The sequence below is a fragment of the Pseudomonas putida genome (assembly GCF_003228315.1).
Classification (GTDB): domain Bacteria; phylum Pseudomonadota; class Gammaproteobacteria; order Pseudomonadales; family Pseudomonadaceae; genus Aquipseudomonas; species Aquipseudomonas putida_S.
In genome coordinates this window covers 4,464,574-4,481,390 of record NZ_CP029693.1, presented here as the reverse complement: position 1 = coordinate 4,481,390, position 16,817 = coordinate 4,464,574, and the positions used below count along the sequence as shown (strand labels likewise).

Below are 16,817 nucleotides of genomic sequence, written 5' to 3'. Positions count from 1 at the left end.
GAACAGACCTCTTCTATGAAGGTGTTAAATTTATTAGGCGCCTATATCGCCACTGCGCGCGCCGATACGCAACCCCCCACCCCCCGCTTGCCCGCCCAGTGGTGACTCGCACCCGGCGACGCTTTGCGCAAGAATGTCGCCCAGCATGCCAACCGTCGGAGAAAACCATGAATGTCATTGCCACCGAGCTACCCGGTATTTTGATCATCGAGCCCCGGGTGTTTGAGGACGATCGTGGTTTCTTTTTCGAAAGCTTCAACGCCGATGCCTTCGCCCATGCCACCGGCGCACAGGCGACCTTCGTCCAGGACAACCATTCGCGCTCGCGCAAGGGCGTGCTGCGCGGCCTGCATTACCAACTGGAAACACCCCAGGGCAAACTGGTTCGCGTGATCAGTGGCGAAGTGCTGGACGTGGTGGTGGACATGCGCCGCAGCTCGGCGCATTTCGGTCAATGGCTCACGGTGCGCCTGAGCGCCGCAGACCATCGCCAGCTGTGGGTTCCCGAGGGTTTCGCCCACGGCTTTGTGGCGTTGAGCGAAACGGCCGAGGTGCTTTACAAGACCACGGACTATTACGACCCTCAAGCCGAGCGCTCCCTGCGCTGGGACGACCCGGACCTGGCCATCGACTGGCAGCTGGACGGCGCACCGCTACTATCAGCCAAGGATCAGAGCGCGGCACTGTTCAAGGACGCCGACACCTTTGCCTAGCCATACTGTGCCCATCCGCAAAGGCGCCCGATGCCCATGAGTGCAAACCTTCCTCGCAGACCCCGCTGGCGCAGCCTGGCCTTGCTCGCGCTGTGCCTGGCGCCGTTGCTGTGGCCGCTGGAGCATCTGGCCGAGCGCTATTACCGCAGCGAACTGGCCGGGCAGAATCGCCAGACCCTGGACCTCTACGTCGCCAACCTCTTGGGTACCCTGCACCGTTATGAAGTGCTGCCGCAGATTCTCGGCGACCTGCCGGCCCTGCGCGCCGTGCTGGGCGCACCGGACGATAGCGTCACCCAGGGCAATGCCAACCGACTGTTAAAAAACATCAGCACCCAGACCGGTGCCGAAGTCATGTACCTGATGGACACCACCGGCAAGACTCTGGCGGCCTCCAACTGGGATAAACATGACAGTTTCGTCGGGCGTAATTTTTCCTTCAGGCCGTATTTCAGCGAAGCCATGGCCGGGCGGCTCGGGCGCTTTTTCGGGCTGGGCACCACGTCCGCCAAACGCGGTTACTTCTTTGCCGCCGCCGTGCGCAACGGCGAGAAAATCACCGGCGTGCTGGTGGTCAAGGTTGACCTCGACCACACCGAAAGCCTGTGGGGCAAAACTCCGGAACAACTGCTGCTGACCGATCACAACGGCGTGGTCATCCTCACTTCGCGACCGGAATGGCGCTTTCGCGCAACTCGCCCCTTGAGCGAAGACGAACGCTTGGCCATCAGCGCGATCCAGCCCTACCCGACCCGCGAGCCCAAGCCCCTGAAGCTCAATCCCAAGGCCTGGCTGACCCAGACCCAGACCATGGCGGAAACCGGCTGGAACGTCAGCATCCTCGCCCCCCGAACCCTGATCGACCGCCCGGTGCGCACCGTGGTGGCGATTGGCGGCGCAACCCTGTTGGTGGTGATGCTGTTGCTCGGCCTGATGATGCAGCGCCGCCGACATTACCTGGAGCGCATCGCCTTCGAAGCCAAGGCCCGACGAGAGCTGGAAGACCGGGTCGCCGAACGCACCAGCGACCTGGAAGGCCTCAACCGGCGCCTCAAACAGGAAGTGTTGGAACGCGAGCAGGCGCAACAAGAGCTGGTGCGCGCCCAGGATGATCTGGTGCAGGCCGGCAAACTGTCGGCGCTGGGCACCATGTCGGCGAGCATCAGCCACGAACTCAACCAACCGCTGGCCGCCATTCGCAGCTACGCGGAAAACGCCGAAGTGTTGCTCGATCATCAGCGCACCGACGACGCCCGCGGCAACCTCAAGTTGATCAGCGAGCTGACCGGGCGCATGTCCTCAATCATCGCCCACTTGCGCGCCTTTGCCCGGCGCGACCGCCACGCCCCGGAAAGCGTCGCCCTGCAACCGGCGCTGGACGACGCCCTGGCCCTGTTGGCCAAGCGCCGGCGCAGCATGGACGTGGAATTGATCCGCGACTTGCCCGCCGCGACGCTGTGGGTCGAGGCTGGTGAAACCCGCTTGCGCCAGGTGCTCGGCAATCTGCTGGCCAACGCCCTGGATGCCCTCACGGAAAAAGGCCCGCCGCGCAAACTCTGGCTGAGTGCCCAATCCAGCGCCGATGGCGTCAACCTGTACATTCGCGACAACGGCCCCGGTTTCTGCATGGAGGCCCTTGGCCGCGCCAGCGAGCCCTTCTACACCACCAAGACCCGCACCCAGGGGCTTGGCCTGGGATTGGCGATCTGCGAGACCCTGATGCGTGCCTTCGGCGGCGAACTGTCGTTCGCCAACCACAAGGAAGGCGGCGCGCTGATTACTTTGAAACTGCGCGCAGGCGCACCGGGTGTAAGCCTGCAACCGTCCGAGGACCGAAGTGCATGACCATCGACAATCACATTCAGGTGGTGATGATCGACGACGATCCCCACTTGCTCCAGGCCCTGAGCCAGACCCTCGATCTGGCCGGCCTGAAGGTTCTGTCGCTGGCTCAGGCCAAGGGGCTGGCCGCGCAAGTGGAGCGTGACTGGCCGGGGGTGGTGGTCAGTGACATTCGCATGCCCGGCATGGACGGCATCGAGTTGCTCACCGAACTGCATGCCCAGGACCCGGAGCTGCCGGTATTGCTGATCACCGGACACGGTGACGTGCCGTTGGCCGTGCAAGCGATGCGTGCCGGGGCCTACGACTTTCTGGAAAAACCCTTCTCCAGCGACGCCCTGCTCGACAGCGTGCGCCGTGCCTTGGCCCTGCGCCGCCTGGTGCTGGATAACCGCAGCCTGCGGCTGGCCCTGAGCGATCGCAATGAGCTGAGCGCACGGCTGGTCGGGCAATCGCCCTCGATGTCGCGACTGCGCGAGCAGATCGGCGCTTTGGCAGCGACCAAGGCGGACGTTTTGATCCTCGGCGAAACCGGTGCCGGTAAAGAGGTGGTGGCCCGGGCACTGCACGATTTGTCGAGCCGCCGAAACGGCCCGTTCGTGGCGATCAACGCAGGCGCCCTGGCCGAGTCGGTGGTCGAGAGCGAATTATTCGGTCACGAACCCGGCGCCTTCACCGGGGCGCAGAAGCGGCGTATCGGCAAGTTCGAATTCGCCAACGGCGGCACGTTGTTCCTCGACGAAATCGAGAGCATGAGCCTGGATGTGCAGGTGAAACTGCTACGCCTGCTGCAGGAACGTGTGGTCGAGCGCCTCGGCGGCAATCAGTTGATCCCGCTGGACATCCGCATCATCGCCGCCACCAAGGAAGACCTGCGCCAGGCCGCCGATCAGGGGCGTTTCCGCGCCGACCTGTATTACCGTCTGAACGTCGCGCCACTGCGCATTCCACCGCTGCGCGAGCGTGGCGAAGATGCGCTGGTGCTGTTCCAGCACTTTGCCGACGAGGCCAGCGCACGCCATGGCTTGCCGCCCCACGAGCTGCAACCGGGGCAACGCGCGCTGCTGTTGCGCCACGCCTGGCCCGGCAACGTACGCGAATTGCAGAACGCCGCGGAACGCTTTGCCCTTGGCCTGGAACTGGCGCTGGACAACAACGAGGCTCAGGGCGCCGCCGGGACCCTCGTGGAAATGGTCAACGGCGGCCTGAGCGAGCAAGTGGAAAACTTCGAAAAGACCCTGATTGCCGCCGAGCTGGCGCGCTCGCACAGCTCCTTGCGCAGCGTCGCAGAAGCCCTGGGCATTCCGCGCAAGACCTTGCACGACAAACTGCGCAAACACGGCCTGAGCTTCGCCGACAGCGGTGCTGCCAGCCACAGCGAAGAACTCGATTGAGCTACCGTCCCATCAACCCTTGCACACAAGAGGCTGCTGAATGAGCCGCGACAGTCGTCAACTGGAATCCGTCCTCCACCACGACATCCCCCTCACCCGGGACATGGGCCTCAAAGTGCTCGACTGGCACGATCAGCAACTGCGCCTGCACTTGCCGCTGGATGCCAACGTCAACCACAAAAGCACCATGTTCGGCGGCAGCCTGTATTGCGGCGCGGTACTGGCCGGCTGGGGCTGGATGCATCTGCGCTTGAAGGAGGAAGGCATCACCGACGGGCACATCGTGATCCAGGAAGGGCAGATCAACTATCCGCTGCCGGTGACGGGCGATGCCCATGCCATCTGCCCGGCGCCGAACGCGCAGGTGTGGAAGAAGTTTCTGGCGATGTATCAGCGCTACGGGCGGGCGCGCCTGACCCTGAATACGCGGGTGGTGAATGCGGGGAGTGATGAGGATGCGGTGAGGTTTGTCGGGCAGTACGTCCTGCACCGGTAACCTGGGATATCTACAAAAACCTGTGGGAGCAAGCTCGCTCCCACAGGGATTTCGCAGAATTGACTGCGACTTGCGAAGGTTACGAACGCGCCAATTCCAGCAACGTCTCCCGCCACGCCGCTTTCGCCGGCAACGCCAGGAAAAACCCGTTCAACAACGATTCCCGCGCCGGATAGCTGAACGGTTCACCGTCCAGATCCAGCACATCACCGCCCGCCCCTTCCAGCACGCCTTGTGCTGCCGCCGTGTCCCACTGGGAAGTCGGCGCCAGGCGCGGATAACAGTCGGCCGCCCCTTCGGCCACCAGACAGAACTTCAGCGAGCTGCCGATGTTCGCCAATTCCAGCTCACCCAGGCCGGCACTCAAGCCGGCGAGCAAGCGCTCCTGCTCCGGGCTGGAATGGCGGCGGCTGGCGACCACCGTGAACGCGGCCCCCCTCGGTGGCACGTCACGAACCTGAATCGGTTGCGGCTCGGTACCCTTGTCGCCGCGCCATGCACCCAATCCGGCGCCGCCCACATAAAACCGGCCGTTGGTCGGCATCGAAACCACGCCAAACACCACGCGCCCCTGCTCGATCAGGGCAATGTTGACGGTGAACTCTTCGCTGCCAGAGATAAATTCCTTGGTGCCGTCCAGCGGGTCGACCAGCCACCAGCGTTGCCAGCCGGCGCGTACGTCCTGAGGGATGTTGGCGTCTTCTTCGGACAGCACCGGGATGCTGGGGTCCAGCGCCGTCAGCCCGGCCACTATCACGTGATGGGCGGCCAGATCGGCGGCGGTGACCGGCGAATCGTCGGCCTTGGCAGTCACTTCGGTATTGATGCGCCAGAACGGCAGGATCGCATCGCCAGCCTTCAAGGCCAGCTCAATCACAGGCGTCATCAATGGGTGAGGGAAATTCATGGCAGAAACACTCCGCGTTGGGTCAACAAATCTCGGGCCAGGTACAACGCCGCCAAGGCACGACCTTCGGTGAACTGCGGATTTTGAGCCAGCGCCGACAACTCCCGAAGGTTGACCTTGCCCAGGCCCATCGGCTCGGGCTCGTCACCTTCCAGGCGTTCTTCGTAGAGGTCGGTGGCCAGTACCACCTGGATTTTCTGGCTCATGTAACCAGGCGACAACGACAACTCGGTCAAATGCTCCAGCTGCCGCGCGCCAAAACCGGCCTCTTCCTTGAGTTCACGCTCCGCCGCCGCCAGCACATCTTCGCCCGGTTCGATCAGGCCCTTGGGCAGCGACAGTTCGTATTCATCGGTACCGCCGCAGTACTCTTCGACCAGCACCGCATGATCGGCATCGAGCATCGCCACGACCATCACCGCGCCGTAGCCTGCGCCTTTGCCGACCAAACGCTCATAGGTACGCTCCACGCCATTGGAAAAGCGCAGCTTGAGCTCTTCGACGCAGAACAAGCGACTGGTGGCAACGATCTCGCGGGCGAGGACGGTGGGTTTCTGGCGCATGCAAAGCTCCTTGGCGTGAACGCGCTACTATAACGCGGCTTTCCGATTGTTTACGCCAGATATCCATCTATTGCCCGAGACACTGCCATGCCTTTATTACCGTGGCCTGACATCGACACCGTCCTGCTGGACATGGACGGCACGCTGTTGGACCTGCACTTCGACAACCATTTCTGGCTGGAGCACTTGCCCCGGCGCTACGCCGAATTGCACGGGGTCAGCCGGGCCATGGCCGAGCTGGAGTTGCAGCCGCTGTTCGAACGCAACGCCGGTCAGCTGCAGTGGTACTGCCTGGATTTCTGGAGTGCCGAACTGAAACTGCCGGTGCGCGAATTGAAACTGGAAACCGCCCACCTGATTGCTTTACGCCCGGATGCGGACACGTTCCTGGAGGCAATCAAACAGGCCGGTAAACGCGTGATTCTGATCACCAACGCCCATCGCGACTCACTGTCGCTGAAGTTGGAGAGAATTGAACTGGCTCCGTACTTCGAGCGTTTGATCAGCTCTCACGATTACGGCTTCCCCAAGGAAAACCCACAGTTCTGGGACGCGTTGCAGGCGGACATCGATTTCGACCCGGCGCGCAGCCTGTTCATCGATGACACCTTGCCGATATTGCGCAGTGCACGAAATTTCGGCGTGGCGCATTTGCTGGCAGTGCGCGAGCCGGACAGCCGCAAGGGGCCGAAGGACACGGCGGAGTTTGCGGCGGTGGGGGATTATCGGGATTTGATTACCGGGCTGTGAGACCGAGGCGCGGCCATCGCGGGCAAGCCTTGCTCCCACAAGTACTGTGTCGTGAACATCATTTGTGAACGACACAAATCCTGTGGGAGCAAGGCTTGCCCGCGATGGCCTTCATGCGGTCTCAAGCCTTACTCGGGAATCCGCAATGACTGCCCCGGATAGATCTTGTCCGGATGGGACAACATCGGTTTGTTGGCTTCAAAGATCTTGTTGTACAGGTTGGCATCTCCATACACGCGCTTGGAAATGGCGCTGAGGGTGTCGCCCTTCACAACGGTGACAAATACGGCAGCCTTCACCACTGGCCCGGTCACGGTGATCTGATCATCCACGCTGCCGACTCCGGCAATATTGCCCACTGCCAGCAGGATTTTTTCTTTCTCCTCCTGACTGCCTACCTCGCCGGTCACAGTGACTTTGTCGCCATCTACCGTCGCCTGTACGTTCGGATTACCCAGGCCAACCTTACTGATGTGATCTTTCAACTGCTCACTGGCATTGGCGTTACCGGGCGTCAACAGATCCAGCAGTTTTTCGCCTGCCTCTTTCACAAAGCTTAAAAGACTCATCGTTTGCTCTCCCTGGAAAGTTAGTTGTCCAGACGCAAAAGCCTAGACCACCCATCCAAGGCACGGATCCAACCCGACCAATGACGCGGCTTCGCCCCTAACGATAGAATCCGCAGCTTTCCCGTTTCCCTGGAGCGAAGATGGACATCAAGCAGCTGAAATTCCTCATCGCTCTGGACGAAACCCGGCACTTCGGCCAGGCCGCCGCGCGCTGTCACATTACCCAGCCAACCTTGTCCATGCGCTTGCGCAGCCTCGAAGAAGAGCTCGATCTGCCGTTGGTCAATCGCGGGCAGCGCTTCGAAGGTTTTACCGCTCCAGGCGAACGGGTGCTGGCCTGGGCGCGCACAGTGCTGGCGGCCTATGACGGTTTGTACGCTGAAGCGGCGGCCTGTCGCGGCAATCTGGTCGGCACCCTGCGCCTGGGCGTGGTGCCGCTGTCGAGCTTCGACCCGTTGCCGCTGTTGCAACGCCTGCACGCCGAGCACCCGAACCTGCGCTTCGAGTTGTCCTCGCTCAGTTCCGAGCAAATCCTCGAGCAATTGGCGAACAACCGCCTGGACCTCGGTGTGTCGTACCTGGAGCGCCTGGATACCGAGCACTTCGATTCGCTCACGTTCAGCGAGGCCCGCATGGGCTTACTCTACGATCACCGTTTTTTCAACTTCGGCGAGGCGCCGCTGAGCTGGGAATCGCTGATCGAGCTACCGCTGGGCATGCTGACCAGCGGCATGCACTTTCGCCAGTCCATCGACCACAACTTCCACAGCCGTGGCCTCACACCCCGCCCCCTGCTGCAAACCGATGCCGTGCATCAGCTGCTGCAGGCGGTGCATGGCGGCTTGTGCTGCGCGATCATGCCATTGGACAGCGGCCTGGAAAGCCTGACCGATGATTTGCGCCTGCAACCCATCGAGAACGCCCAGACCCTCGGCCGGCTGGGGTTGATCATGCGCCGAAGCGCGCCACGATCAGCGCTGGCGGAAGCCTGTTTCGCGATTTATCAGCAATCGCTGGCAGGCGCTTGATCGACGGCATCTATCGGTAGATCAGTATTAGCGATTAGACGCGACAAGTTGACGCGCCTAGTCTTAAACCTGATCAAACCCTCGGTGATGCCATGGACACCCAGCGCCCTTCCTGCCCGGCGCCCGCCGTAGAAACGCCCGCGCCTGCTGCCAGCCAGTCCTACAGCTACAGCAACCTCGAAAACACGGAATCGACCAGCACCGCGCTGGCCGAGGAAGTGGCACTGTCGATCGCCTACAACGGCATCAGCCAGGCGGTAATGCTGGTGACGCCGACCGACCTTGAAGATTTCATCGTCGGTTTCAGCCTCGGCAGCGGCATCATCGAGGACGCCAATGACATTTATGACCTGCAACTGACCGGCTCGGGATCGGCGCAATACGCGCAAGTGACCATCGCCAACCGTGCGTTCTGGAATCTCAAGCAGCAACGTCGGCAAATGGCCGGCACCAGCGGTTGCGGGCTCTGTGGCGTGGAAGCGGTCGAGCAAGCATTGCCCGAGCTGAAAGTGCTGCCCGGCGCGCCCTTGCCGCCGGCCGAATGGCTCGAGGGCCTGCGCCAGCGGATCGGCGCCTTCCAGCCCCTGGGCCAGTACAGCGGCGCGGTGCATGCGGCGGTATTCATGAACGACCAGGGTGAGCTGTTGCTCGGTCGTGAAGACATTGGCCGACACAACGCCCTCGACAAGCTGATTGGCGGGCTGATCCGCCGCAACATCCCGATGGCTGGCGGCCTGGCGATTGTCACCAGCCGCTGCAGCCTCGAACTGATCCAGAAAGTGCTGCGTGCAGGCATCCAGACCCTCGTTAGCCTGTCGTCGCCCACGGGCCTTGCCGTGCAATGGGCCCGTCGCCACAACCTCAATCTCATTCATCTGCCACAAAAGAATGCGCCGCGGGTCTACAGCCCGGCTTTGGAGAACCAAGCGTGAGTCAACACCGTCAAGCCGACCAGACACCCGTTCCCCGTTACAAACCCTACAAAGGCCCGGCCGGTGGCTGGGGCGCGCTGATCAGCGTTGCCCAGGCCTGGTTGACCAGCGACAACGCGCTGAAAAACCTGCGCATGATGCTCAAGACCAACAAGAACGGTGGTTTCGACTGCCCCGGTTGCGCCTGGGGTGACTCGCTGGAAGCCGGCATGGTGGCGTTCTGCGAGAACGGCGCCAAGGCGGTGAACTGGGAAGCGACCAAGCGTCGTGTCGACGGCAAATTCTTCGCCAAGCACAGCGTCACCTCATTGCTGGAGCAGAGCGACTACTGGCTTGAGTATCAGGGCCGCCTGACCGAACCGCTGGTGTACAACGCCGAAACCGATCGCTACCAGCCCATCAGTTGGGACGACTCCTTCGCCCTGATCGCCAAGCACCTGCGCGCTCTGCCGAGCCCGGATCAGGCCGAGTTCTACACCTCGGGACGTGCCAGCAACGAAGCGGCGTTTCTCTATCAATTGTTCGTGCGCGCCTATGGCACCAACAACTTTCCCGACTGCTCGAACATGTGCCACGAGGCCAGCGGCGTCGCGCTGTCGCAGAGTGTTGGCGTGGGCAAAGGCACCGTGACCTTCGATGACTTCGAACACGCCGATGCGATATTCGTCTGGGGCCAGAACCCCGGCACCAACCACCCACGGATGCTCGAACCGTTGCGAGAAGCGGTGAAACGCGGTGCCCAGGTGGTGTGCATCAATCCTTTGAAGGAACGGGGACTGGAGCGCTTCCAGCATCCGCAGCACCCGATCGAAATGCTCACCAACGGCGACAAGCCAACCAACACCGCCTACTTCCGCCCGGCACTGGGCGGTGACATGGCGATCATGCGCGGCATGGCCAAGTTCCTGCTGCAATGGGAGCGCGAGGCGCAGAAAACCGGTGCCCCGGCGGTGTTCGATCACGACTTCCTCAACGAACACAGCGCCAACGTTCTGGAATACCTGGCGGTCATCGACGAGACGCCATGGGAGCAGATCGTCGAGCAGTCGGGCCTGACCCTGGTTGAAATCGAGCAAGCGGCGCGCATGTACGCCAAGAGCAAGAACGTCATCATGTGCTGGGCGATGGGCATCACCCAGCATCGCCACTCGGTGGCGACCATCCAGGAGCTGGCCAACCTGCAGCTGCTGCGCGGCAACATTGGCCGGCCGGGTGCCGGTCTGTGTCCGGTGCGTGGCCACAGTAACGTGCAGGGTGACCGGACCATGGGTATCAACGAACGCCCGCCAGCGGTCTTCCTCGATGCGCTGGAGCGTCGTTTCCAGTTCAAGGTACCCCGTGAGAACGGCCACAACGTGGTCGAGGCGATCCATGCCATGGCCGAAGGTCGAGCCAAGGTGTTTATTGCCCTGGGCGGCAACTTCGCCCAGGCCACTCCTGACAGCCCACGCACGTTCCAGGCCCTGCGCAACTGCGACCTGACCGTGCAGATCAGCACCAAGCTCAACCGCAGCCATCTGACCCACGGTAAAGACGCACTGATCCTGCCGTGCCTGGGCCGCACCGACATCGACCGCCAGACCGAAGGGCCACAGGCGGTGACCGTCGAAGACTCCTTCAGCATGGTCCACGCGTCCAACGGCCAGCTAGAGCCGCTGTCGAACCAGATGCGCTCGGAGCCGGCGATCCTGGCCGGCATCGCCGCAGCGACGTTGGGCAACCACCCGGTGGACTGGAACTGGCTGGTGGCGGACTACAGCCGTATTCGCGACCTGATTGCCGACACCATCCCCAACTTCAAGGACTTCAACGAGAAGCTCAAGAACAAGGGTGGCTTCTATCTCGGCAACACCGCCGGCGCGCGCAAGTGGGCCACCGCTTCAGGCCGGGCCAACTTCCGTCCCAACGAGCTGCCAAAGGACCTGATCCACGAACGCACGCGCTCCACGGGCGTACAGCCGGATCTGATCCTGCAGTCGATGCGCTCCCACGACCAATACAACACCACGATCTATGGCCTCAACGACCGTTATCGCGGGGTCAAGGGTCAGCGCGATGTGTTGTTCGTCAACGAGGCCGACATCATTCGCCTGGGCTTCAAGCCGGGCCAGAAGGCCGACATCGTTTCGCTGTGGGACGATGGCGTCGAGCGTCGGGTGAAAGGCTTCACGCTTTTGGCGTTTGATATCCCGGCCGGGCAGGCGGCGGCGTACTATCCGGAAGTGAATCCGCTGGTGCCGCTGGAAAGTACTGGGGATGGCAGCCATACGCCGACGTCGAAGTTCGTGGCGATCCGGCTGGAAGCGGCGAGTGAGAGTGGGTTGATTCTGGCCAGGTCGGCTTGATGAGATAGCAGGTCCGGCCTCTTCGCGGGCAAGCCATGCTCCCACAGGATTTGTGTCGTACGCATTTTCCATGCACGACACAAATCCTGTGGGAGCATGGCTTGCCCGCGATGGCGTTTGACCTGTCAAAGATCATTTCAAAGCTGATGCAATCACTTTCCAAACGCCCACAAAAAAGGCCGTTTTTTCACAAAAACGGCCATTCCGAAGTAGTTAAAGACCGGCGAAAAACCATTAAGTTCCGTCTAAAAAACAGTAACTTATAGAAATGTGCTCAAGTCGTGTTACTCGTCGGATTTCGATTGTCACACCCATGACACAGCCTCAGGATCGCGCCGTCATCCCCTTGAGGTTCCTCCATGAAGTTCTCCTCGATTCTCTTGTTGTCCCTTGGCCTGGTCAGTGGCTTTGCCTCTGCTGGCGGCACCACCGAAGCAGGTGTGGGCGGCGCATTGGGCGGGGTTCTAGGCTCGGTCGTCGGCCAGTCGCTTGGCGGCAATACAGGTTCCACCATCGGCGCAGCCTTGGGCGGCGCGGGTGGTAGCGCCGTCGGCGCAAACAAACACAGCCGTGGCGAAGCCGCCATTGGTGGTGCGCTGGGCGCGGCAGGCGGTAACGTCGTTGGCCGCAGCATGGGCGGTACCACCGGCAGCCTGATCGGCTCCGCAGCCGGCGGCGGCGCTGGTGGCGCGCTGGGTAACTACATGGGCAACAAAGCCGATGAAGACGACGATGATGATCGTCGCGGCGGCCGTCGCTACTACCGTGACGATTACCGTCACGACCGTGGCCACCATTATGGCCACCGCAAGCACCACAAATACTGGCGCCACCGCGACTAATCAAAGCGGTTTCACGCGCAGGTAAAAAAATCGCAGCCCGAGGGCTGCGATTTTTTTTGCCTGGCCTAAACCACCAGACGCTCCAGGGCCCCGCGCAACCCGCTTGGAATCGTCACCGGCTGGTTCGACGCACGATCGACGAATACATGGACGAAGCGCCCCGCTGCACAAGCTTCGTCTTCACCTTGCTTGAAAACCGCCAGCTCATACTGCACCGAACTATTACCCAGCTTGCCCACCCGCAGGCCGATCTCGATTCGGTCCGGAAAGGCGATGGAAGCAAAGTAGTCGCAGGTGGAACTCACCACGAAACCCACCACCTCACCCTCGTGAATATCCAGGCCACCGACCTCGATCAGGTAGGTATTCACCGCCGTGTCGAAGAAGCTGTAGTAGGTAACATTGTTGACGTGACCGTAGGCATCGTTGTCGTGCCAGCGGGTGGTGATGGGCTGGAAATGCGGGTATTCGGTACGTTGGGGCATCGGGTTGGTTCCTGAGAAAAAGAACAAAAGATCGTAGCGCCTGCACAGGTTAGAGGTGCGCCTGAGCCCACGACCTTACTTCGGCATAGGGGTAATCTTCCAGCACGGCATACCCCGTAATCGTCCGCGCCTTCAGCTTGGTGAACAACGGCACGCTGATTCCGCAGAGGAACCGCGTCAGCCGCTGCGCCGACGGCGCATGCCCGGTGTGTTGCTCATGCCTGTGGATAAATTCGTGGCACAACGCCTCGAAATTCTTATCCACAAGCGCCGGTAACGCGGGAGGCTCTGGCAGATGGGCCACCTGTCCGTGGCACACCGAACAGTGTCCGCACTGCAGCGGCGCATCGTGGTCGCCGAAATATTCGGCCAGTCGAAAACCCAGGCAGCGATCGGTGGCGAACAGATCGAGCATGGCGTGTATCCGCGCGACTTCGGTCTGTTCATGCCGGGTGAAGTAAGCGTGCAGTTCTTCGCTCAATGCAGCGCTGTCGAAATCACTGCGCAGCAGGCTGTAGACCTCGGTCATCAGCTTGCTTTCAAGTTCTACCCAGCCTTTCTCCTGGAAGTAATCCAGCGCCCTGACCACCCGATCGCGCTCGGCTCGATGCTGTTCGTACAAGGTCTCGAAATTCACCGTGGCCCAGGTACGAGCGCGGGTGGAGGTCTGGATGATCGCCGCGACGAAATCCCTGCGCTCGCCTTCGAAACGGGCCAGCAACACTTCAGGCTCCTCAAGGTATTTGAATCGGTACTCGGCGTAGTAGGCGTAACGCGGGGCGATGATCCCACGCAGCTCCAGCTGCACCAGCAAGGTCTTGAGCGGCAGCTGGCGGATGTTGCTGTTGTCAGCCAATGGTCCCAGCAGAAACTCCCACTGCCCCTCCGGCGCGCTTGCTTGCAACTCGTCGAGCACATGACGGATGCCGTCCAGTTCTGGCGTATCACCGTAGACGAAGTTTTCCAGCACGTTGAGGCTGTCACGGTTGGCAAGCACCAGGCAGTCGGACGGCTGACCGTCACGTCCGGCACGGCCGATTTCCTGGCTGTAGTTTTCGATGGATTTGGGCAGGTCGAAATGCACCACGTTGCGGATGTCGCTCTTGTCGATGCCCATGCCGAAGGCGATGGTGGCGACGATGCAGTTGCACAGTCCGTCCATGAAGCGTTTCTGCAGCGCTTCGCGATGCTCGTGGGGCAAACCGGCGTGATAGGCCTCGGCGGCAATGCCGTTGCGCTGCAGGTGCTCGGCGATGTGTTCGGCGGTCTTTTGCAGGGTGACGTAGACGATGCTCGGCTGGCCCGGACGCTGACTCATCCATTCGACAAGGCGTCGGCGCTTGTCCTGGCCGCGCACCGGTTCCACCCATAGATTGAGGTTCGACCGATAGAAGCCGGTGGTCACCACGTCCCCGGGAGCGATGGCGAACCGGGCCTGCATGTCGGCGATCACCTGGGGCGTTGCAGTGGCCGTCAACAGCAACACTTGCGGGATGTTGAACTGGTGTTGATAGTCAGGAAGCTTGAGGTAGTCAGGGCGGAAGTTGTGGCCCCATTCGGAAATGCAGTGCGCCTCGTCCACCACCAGCAGCGAAATCGGTACCTGCTGCAGGAAGTTACGGAAGCGCTCGTTCTTCAGGCGCTCCACGGAAATCATCAGGATCTTCAATTCCCCGGACCTGGCGCGGGCCATGACATCGCTGGCCTCGTCGCGGCTCTGTGCCGAATCAATACTGCCCGCAGAAATGCCATGGCGTTTAAGGAATGCCAGTTGATCCTGCATCAGCGCCAACAGCGGCGAAACCACCAGCGTCAGGTGCGACAGCATGACCGCCGGCAATTGGTAGCACAGGGACTTACCGGAACCGGTCGGGAAAATCGCCGCCGCCGAGCGCCCGGCCAGCACCGCGCTGATGGCCGCCTCCTGACCCGGCCGAAACTGTGGATAACCGAAAACCTGTTCCAGGGTGTTGTGCATAAGCTGTCACTCCGTTGACCGCTGCGAAGCCCAAAGCCTAGACGGCGATGGCAGCGAGTCGAGCAAAGGTCGGGGGCGAAACGATACGGGATGATACAGCGGGTGGCTTGGGAGATGACTGATTGACAGATTGCTTCGCGAGCAGGCTCGCTCCCACAGCGGTCCGGCACAGGCAGATCCATTGTAGGAGCGAGCCTGCTCGCGAAGAGGCCATATCGATCACCGAAAAAATCGAAAATACCTACAGTTTCTGAAGCTGCATTAAACGGACCTGACCACGCATGGTCTGACAATCCCGTAGGTATTTTTACCCTTGGCAGTTACGCGGCAAAGAAATGCCATCAACGTGTAGTCCCGTCCTCAAAACCGACAAAATCCCTACAAAACCTGTCCATCACGGCCGTCTTGTCGCATCGGAAGACACCCATCTATAGTCTTCGCCGCGGCTGAAAACAGCGTCTCGGCCTGCCGGAAACACTTGCCGATTTCGCTCAGGACCCACTCGATGAACAACGCCGATCCACTGACCAACCGCTACCGACCGCTCAAATCCAGTTACAGCGAATCCGCGGTGCTGGTCATCGACACCGAAGCCGATCCGTTCGAGATCCTCGACGCCGCTCGCCAACGCATCCGCGCCGCCAGCGACCTGCTCGAAACCCTGTATTGCCTGTGCTTCAAACAAGCCGACGCCAGCGATATCCCGAACATCATCAGCGCCCTGTACTTGCTGACCCAGGACGGCAACGACCTTCTCGACATTGCCCGGCAACGTCTCCCGAAAAGCGCCGGTTGATCATCACCCGATGGATGACCGCTCTTTCTTTCTACCAAGGAAGATCATCCAGACCAACACTTCCAAAAGTAAGTCAATGGCGTACACTTGCTATGATTTTTATCGAAACTTCCGTCTTCACTCGCAGGGCCAAAGATCTGATAGATGATGAAGCCTACGCGGCCTTTCAGAATGTACTGGTATTGAATCCTTTGGCCGGTGATGTGATTGAAAATACGGGCGGGATTCGGTAAATCAGGATCGCAGCCAAAGGTCACGGCAAACGGGGTGGAGCGCGAGTGATCTACTATCACTTCGTCTCGATGTCACAGATCGTTTTATTGATGATCTACCCTAAAAATGAACAGCAGGACCTGACTGGCGACGAACGTAAAGCATTGAAGGAAGCTATAGAGCACTGGAGATAAACATGAGTAAATTTTTTGATGAGCTGATGGGAAGCGTTGAAGAAATGAATGAAATTTTGCGAGGCGAGCGCAAGCCCTCTCGCGAATTCACTGTCGACGCATTGCATGTCAAAGAAATCCGCAAGGCAACCGGACTTACACAGGCCAAGTTCGCAGCCTTGATCGACGTGCAACTGGGCACTTTGCGCAATTGGGAACAGGGCCGCCGCGAACCGACGGGCCCGGCCAAAGCTTTGCTGAAAGCCATACATAATGACCCTGTCCATGTATTGAATGCTCTAGCCAGCTGAATAGCGCCACGCCGCCAAACCGCTCCCGCCTCAAACTCCATTGCCATGGAATAAATGCCAGTGCTTCTTGAATGTGCGAGCCATTCCACGACTAGCCCCACCCCCAGTCAGATAGACCTTCAATGAACCTTTCCCCCGCCCTCCCCGACGACCCCACCCTCCACCAACTCATCCAACTCCTCCACGAAGAAATCGGCCTGCCCGTACGCAAAACCATCAGTCTCACCACCTCCATCAATTTCGACCTGCGCTGCAACGGCGCCGATGCCAAGCACCTGATCGAAACCCTGGAAGACCGTTTCCCCATCGATTTCGCGGATTACGACAACTATCGCTATTTCCAGCCCGACGGCTACGATGTGTATGTGAAGCGCAAGGCCAAGGGTCGTGGCGAGAAGGTGCCGTTGACCATCGGCATGCTCTACCGGGCGATCAAGGCCCAACGTTGGGACACAGAGGTACTCGAAGGCCTGTGAAGTC

General features: G+C 60.8%; 17 protein-coding genes and 1 pseudogene. 13 read left to right on the top strand and 5 right to left on the bottom strand.

Translation table 11 applies throughout. The annotated features are described in order from the left end of the window. The first annotated feature begins 167 nt into the window (after positions 1 to 167). The 4 genes from rfbC to DKY63_RS21005 are packed head-to-tail and all read left to right on the top strand — an operon-like array spanning position 168 to position 4,445. Positions 168 to 713, top strand: a complete 546-nt coding sequence (rfbC, locus tag DKY63_RS21020) for a dTDP-4-dehydrorhamnose 3,5-epimerase (protein ID WP_110965843.1) — start codon at positions 168 to 170, stop codon at positions 711 to 713. A 36-nt stretch (positions 714 to 749) separates the two neighbouring features. Then, positions 750 to 2,558, top strand: coding sequence for a sensor histidine kinase (locus DKY63_RS21015; RefSeq protein ID WP_110965842.1), 1,809 nt, complete (start codon positions 750 to 752; stop codon positions 2,556 to 2,558). Next, on the top strand, positions 2,555 to 3,949 hold the full coding sequence (locus DKY63_RS21010; RefSeq protein ID WP_110965841.1) for a sigma-54-dependent transcriptional regulator: 1,395 nt from the start codon (positions 2,555 to 2,557) through the stop codon (positions 3,947 to 3,949). The genes DKY63_RS21015 and DKY63_RS21010 overlap by 4 nt, the downstream gene beginning before the upstream one ends. 40 nt (positions 3,950 to 3,989) lie before the next feature. Further along, positions 3,990 to 4,445: a YiiD C-terminal domain-containing protein gene (locus tag DKY63_RS21005; protein ID WP_110965840.1), complete on the top strand. Its 456-nt coding sequence runs from the start codon at positions 3,990 to 3,992 to the stop codon at positions 4,443 to 4,445. A gap of 79 nt (positions 4,446 to 4,524) precedes the next feature. Here DKY63_RS21005 and cysQ read toward each other — a convergent pair whose 3' ends face one another. Both cysQ and nudE read right to left on the bottom strand, forming a co-directional pair. Beyond that, positions 4,525 to 5,352 (bottom strand): 3'(2'),5'-bisphosphate nucleotidase CysQ, encoded by an 828-nt coding sequence (gene cysQ / locus DKY63_RS21000; RefSeq protein ID WP_110965839.1) that lies wholly within the window; start codon positions 5,350 to 5,352, stop codon positions 4,525 to 4,527. Further along, the gene (nudE, locus tag DKY63_RS20995; protein ID WP_110965838.1) at positions 5,349 to 5,915 is read right to left on the bottom strand and encodes an ADP compounds hydrolase NudE; all 567 of its coding nucleotides are present in this window, start codon (positions 5,913 to 5,915) and stop codon (positions 5,349 to 5,351) included. Before nudE ends, cysQ begins: the two co-directional genes overlap by 4 nt. An 87-nt stretch (positions 5,916 to 6,002) precedes the next feature. Between nudE and yrfG the strand changes: the two genes are divergently transcribed. Next, the gene (gene yrfG / locus DKY63_RS20990) at positions 6,003 to 6,665 is read left to right on the top strand and encodes a GMP/IMP nucleotidase (protein WP_110965837.1); all 663 of its coding nucleotides are present in this window, start codon (positions 6,003 to 6,005) and stop codon (positions 6,663 to 6,665) included. A 128-nt stretch (positions 6,666 to 6,793) separates the two neighbouring features. Here yrfG and lysM read toward each other — a convergent pair whose 3' ends face one another. After that, complete coding sequence (gene lysM, locus DKY63_RS20985) at positions 6,794 to 7,234, bottom strand: peptidoglycan-binding protein LysM (protein ID WP_110965836.1); 441 nt, start codon at positions 7,232 to 7,234, stop codon at positions 6,794 to 6,796. A 140-nt stretch (positions 7,235 to 7,374) separates the two neighbouring features. On the opposite strand from lysM, the gene DKY63_RS20980 reads away from it, so the two are divergent. The 4 genes from DKY63_RS20980 to DKY63_RS20965 all read left to right on the top strand — a co-directional run bounded on the left by DKY63_RS20980 (position 7,375) and on the right by DKY63_RS20965 (position 12,381). Continuing rightward, entirely contained in the window at positions 7,375 to 8,262 is an 888-nt protein-coding gene (locus DKY63_RS20980) for a LysR family transcriptional regulator (protein WP_110965835.1), read from the top strand. A 92-nt stretch (positions 8,263 to 8,354) separates the two neighbouring features. After that, positions 8,355 to 9,194 (top strand): formate dehydrogenase accessory sulfurtransferase FdhD, encoded by an 840-nt coding sequence (gene fdhD / locus DKY63_RS20975; RefSeq protein ID WP_110965834.1) that lies wholly within the window; start codon positions 8,355 to 8,357, stop codon positions 9,192 to 9,194. Beyond that, positions 9,191 to 11,539, top strand: a complete 2,349-nt coding sequence (locus DKY63_RS20970; RefSeq protein WP_110965833.1) for an FdhF/YdeP family oxidoreductase — start codon at positions 9,191 to 9,193, stop codon at positions 11,537 to 11,539. Before fdhD ends, DKY63_RS20970 begins: the two co-directional genes overlap by 4 nt. Before the next feature lie 359 nt (positions 11,540 to 11,898). Next, the gene (locus DKY63_RS20965; protein ID WP_110965832.1) at positions 11,899 to 12,381 is read left to right on the top strand and encodes a glycine zipper domain-containing protein; all 483 of its coding nucleotides are present in this window, start codon (positions 11,899 to 11,901) and stop codon (positions 12,379 to 12,381) included. 65 nt (positions 12,382 to 12,446) lie between these two features. Here the strand turns inward: DKY63_RS20965 and DKY63_RS20960 are convergent, their stop codons facing one another. Together DKY63_RS20960 and DKY63_RS20955 are read right to left on the bottom strand one after the other, a co-directional pair. Next, a complete protein-coding gene (locus tag DKY63_RS20960) occupies positions 12,447 to 12,866 on the bottom strand; it encodes an acyl-CoA thioesterase (RefSeq protein WP_110965831.1) in 420 nt (139 codons plus the stop codon). 49 nt (positions 12,867 to 12,915) lie between these two features. Continuing rightward, on the bottom strand, positions 12,916 to 14,844 hold the full coding sequence (locus DKY63_RS20955) for a RecQ family ATP-dependent DNA helicase (RefSeq protein ID WP_110965830.1): 1,929 nt from the start codon (positions 14,842 to 14,844) through the stop codon (positions 12,916 to 12,918). A 505-nt stretch (positions 14,845 to 15,349) separates the two neighbouring features. Here DKY63_RS20955 and DKY63_RS20950 point away from each other — a divergent pair. The 4 genes and pseudogenes from DKY63_RS20950 to DKY63_RS20935 all read left to right on the top strand — a co-directional run bounded on the left by DKY63_RS20950 (position 15,350) and on the right by DKY63_RS20935 (position 16,813). Next, positions 15,350 to 15,640, top strand: a complete 291-nt coding sequence (locus DKY63_RS20950) for a hypothetical protein (RefSeq protein WP_110965829.1) — start codon at positions 15,350 to 15,352, stop codon at positions 15,638 to 15,640. A gap of 92 nt (positions 15,641 to 15,732) precedes the next feature. Further along, positions 15,733 to 16,047: pseudogene (locus tag DKY63_RS20945) on the top strand (type II toxin-antitoxin system RelE/ParE family toxin). A gap of 2 nt (positions 16,048 to 16,049) precedes the next feature. Then, complete coding sequence (gene nadS / locus DKY63_RS20940) at positions 16,050 to 16,337, top strand: NadS family protein (RefSeq protein ID WP_110965828.1); 288 nt, start codon at positions 16,050 to 16,052, stop codon at positions 16,335 to 16,337. A gap of 122 nt (positions 16,338 to 16,459) precedes the next feature. Further along, a complete protein-coding gene (locus DKY63_RS20935) occupies positions 16,460 to 16,813 on the top strand; it encodes a DUF1493 family protein (protein ID WP_110965827.1) in 354 nt (117 codons plus the stop codon). The last annotated feature ends 4 nt before the right edge of the window (positions 16,814 to 16,817 follow it).

What these genes read in the sequence shown, in the direction of transcription:
- cysQ (WP_110965839.1), bottom strand. Translation starts at nt 5,352, where the DNA reads ATGAATTTCCCTCACCCATTGATGACGCCTGTGATTGAGCTGGCCTTG.
- DKY63_RS20960 (WP_110965831.1), bottom strand. Translation starts at nt 12,866, where the DNA reads ATGCCCCAACGTACCGAATACCCGCATTTCCAGCCCATCACCACCCGC.
- DKY63_RS20980 (WP_110965835.1), top strand. Translation starts at nt 7,375, where the DNA reads ATGGACATCAAGCAGCTGAAATTCCTCATCGCTCTGGACGAAACCCGG.
- fdhD (WP_110965834.1), top strand. Translation starts at nt 8,355, where the DNA reads ATGGACACCCAGCGCCCTTCCTGCCCGGCGCCCGCCGTAGAAACGCCC.
- nudE (WP_110965838.1), bottom strand. Translation starts at nt 5,915, where the DNA reads ATGCGCCAGAAACCCACCGTCCTCGCCCGCGAGATCGTTGCCACCAGT.
- yrfG (WP_110965837.1), top strand. Translation starts at nt 6,003, where the DNA reads ATGCCTTTATTACCGTGGCCTGACATCGACACCGTCCTGCTGGACATG.
- DKY63_RS20950 (WP_110965829.1), top strand. Translation starts at nt 15,350, where the DNA reads ATGAACAACGCCGATCCACTGACCAACCGCTACCGACCGCTCAAATCC.
- DKY63_RS20935 (WP_110965827.1), top strand. Translation starts at nt 16,460, where the DNA reads ATGAACCTTTCCCCCGCCCTCCCCGACGACCCCACCCTCCACCAACTC.
- DKY63_RS20965 (WP_110965832.1), top strand. Translation starts at nt 11,899, where the DNA reads ATGAAGTTCTCCTCGATTCTCTTGTTGTCCCTTGGCCTGGTCAGTGGC.
- DKY63_RS21015 (WP_110965842.1), top strand. Translation starts at nt 750, where the DNA reads ATGAGTGCAAACCTTCCTCGCAGACCCCGCTGGCGCAGCCTGGCCTTG.
- DKY63_RS21005 (WP_110965840.1), top strand. Translation starts at nt 3,990, where the DNA reads ATGAGCCGCGACAGTCGTCAACTGGAATCCGTCCTCCACCACGACATC.
- DKY63_RS20955 (WP_110965830.1), bottom strand. Translation starts at nt 14,844, where the DNA reads ATGCACAACACCCTGGAACAGGTTTTCGGTTATCCACAGTTTCGGCCG.
- rfbC (WP_110965843.1), top strand. Translation starts at nt 168, where the DNA reads ATGAATGTCATTGCCACCGAGCTACCCGGTATTTTGATCATCGAGCCC.
- lysM (WP_110965836.1), bottom strand. Translation starts at nt 7,234, where the DNA reads ATGAGTCTTTTAAGCTTTGTGAAAGAGGCAGGCGAAAAACTGCTGGAT.
- DKY63_RS21010 (WP_110965841.1), top strand. Translation starts at nt 2,555, where the DNA reads ATGACCATCGACAATCACATTCAGGTGGTGATGATCGACGACGATCCC.
- nadS (WP_110965828.1), top strand. Translation starts at nt 16,050, where the DNA reads ATGAGTAAATTTTTTGATGAGCTGATGGGAAGCGTTGAAGAAATGAAT.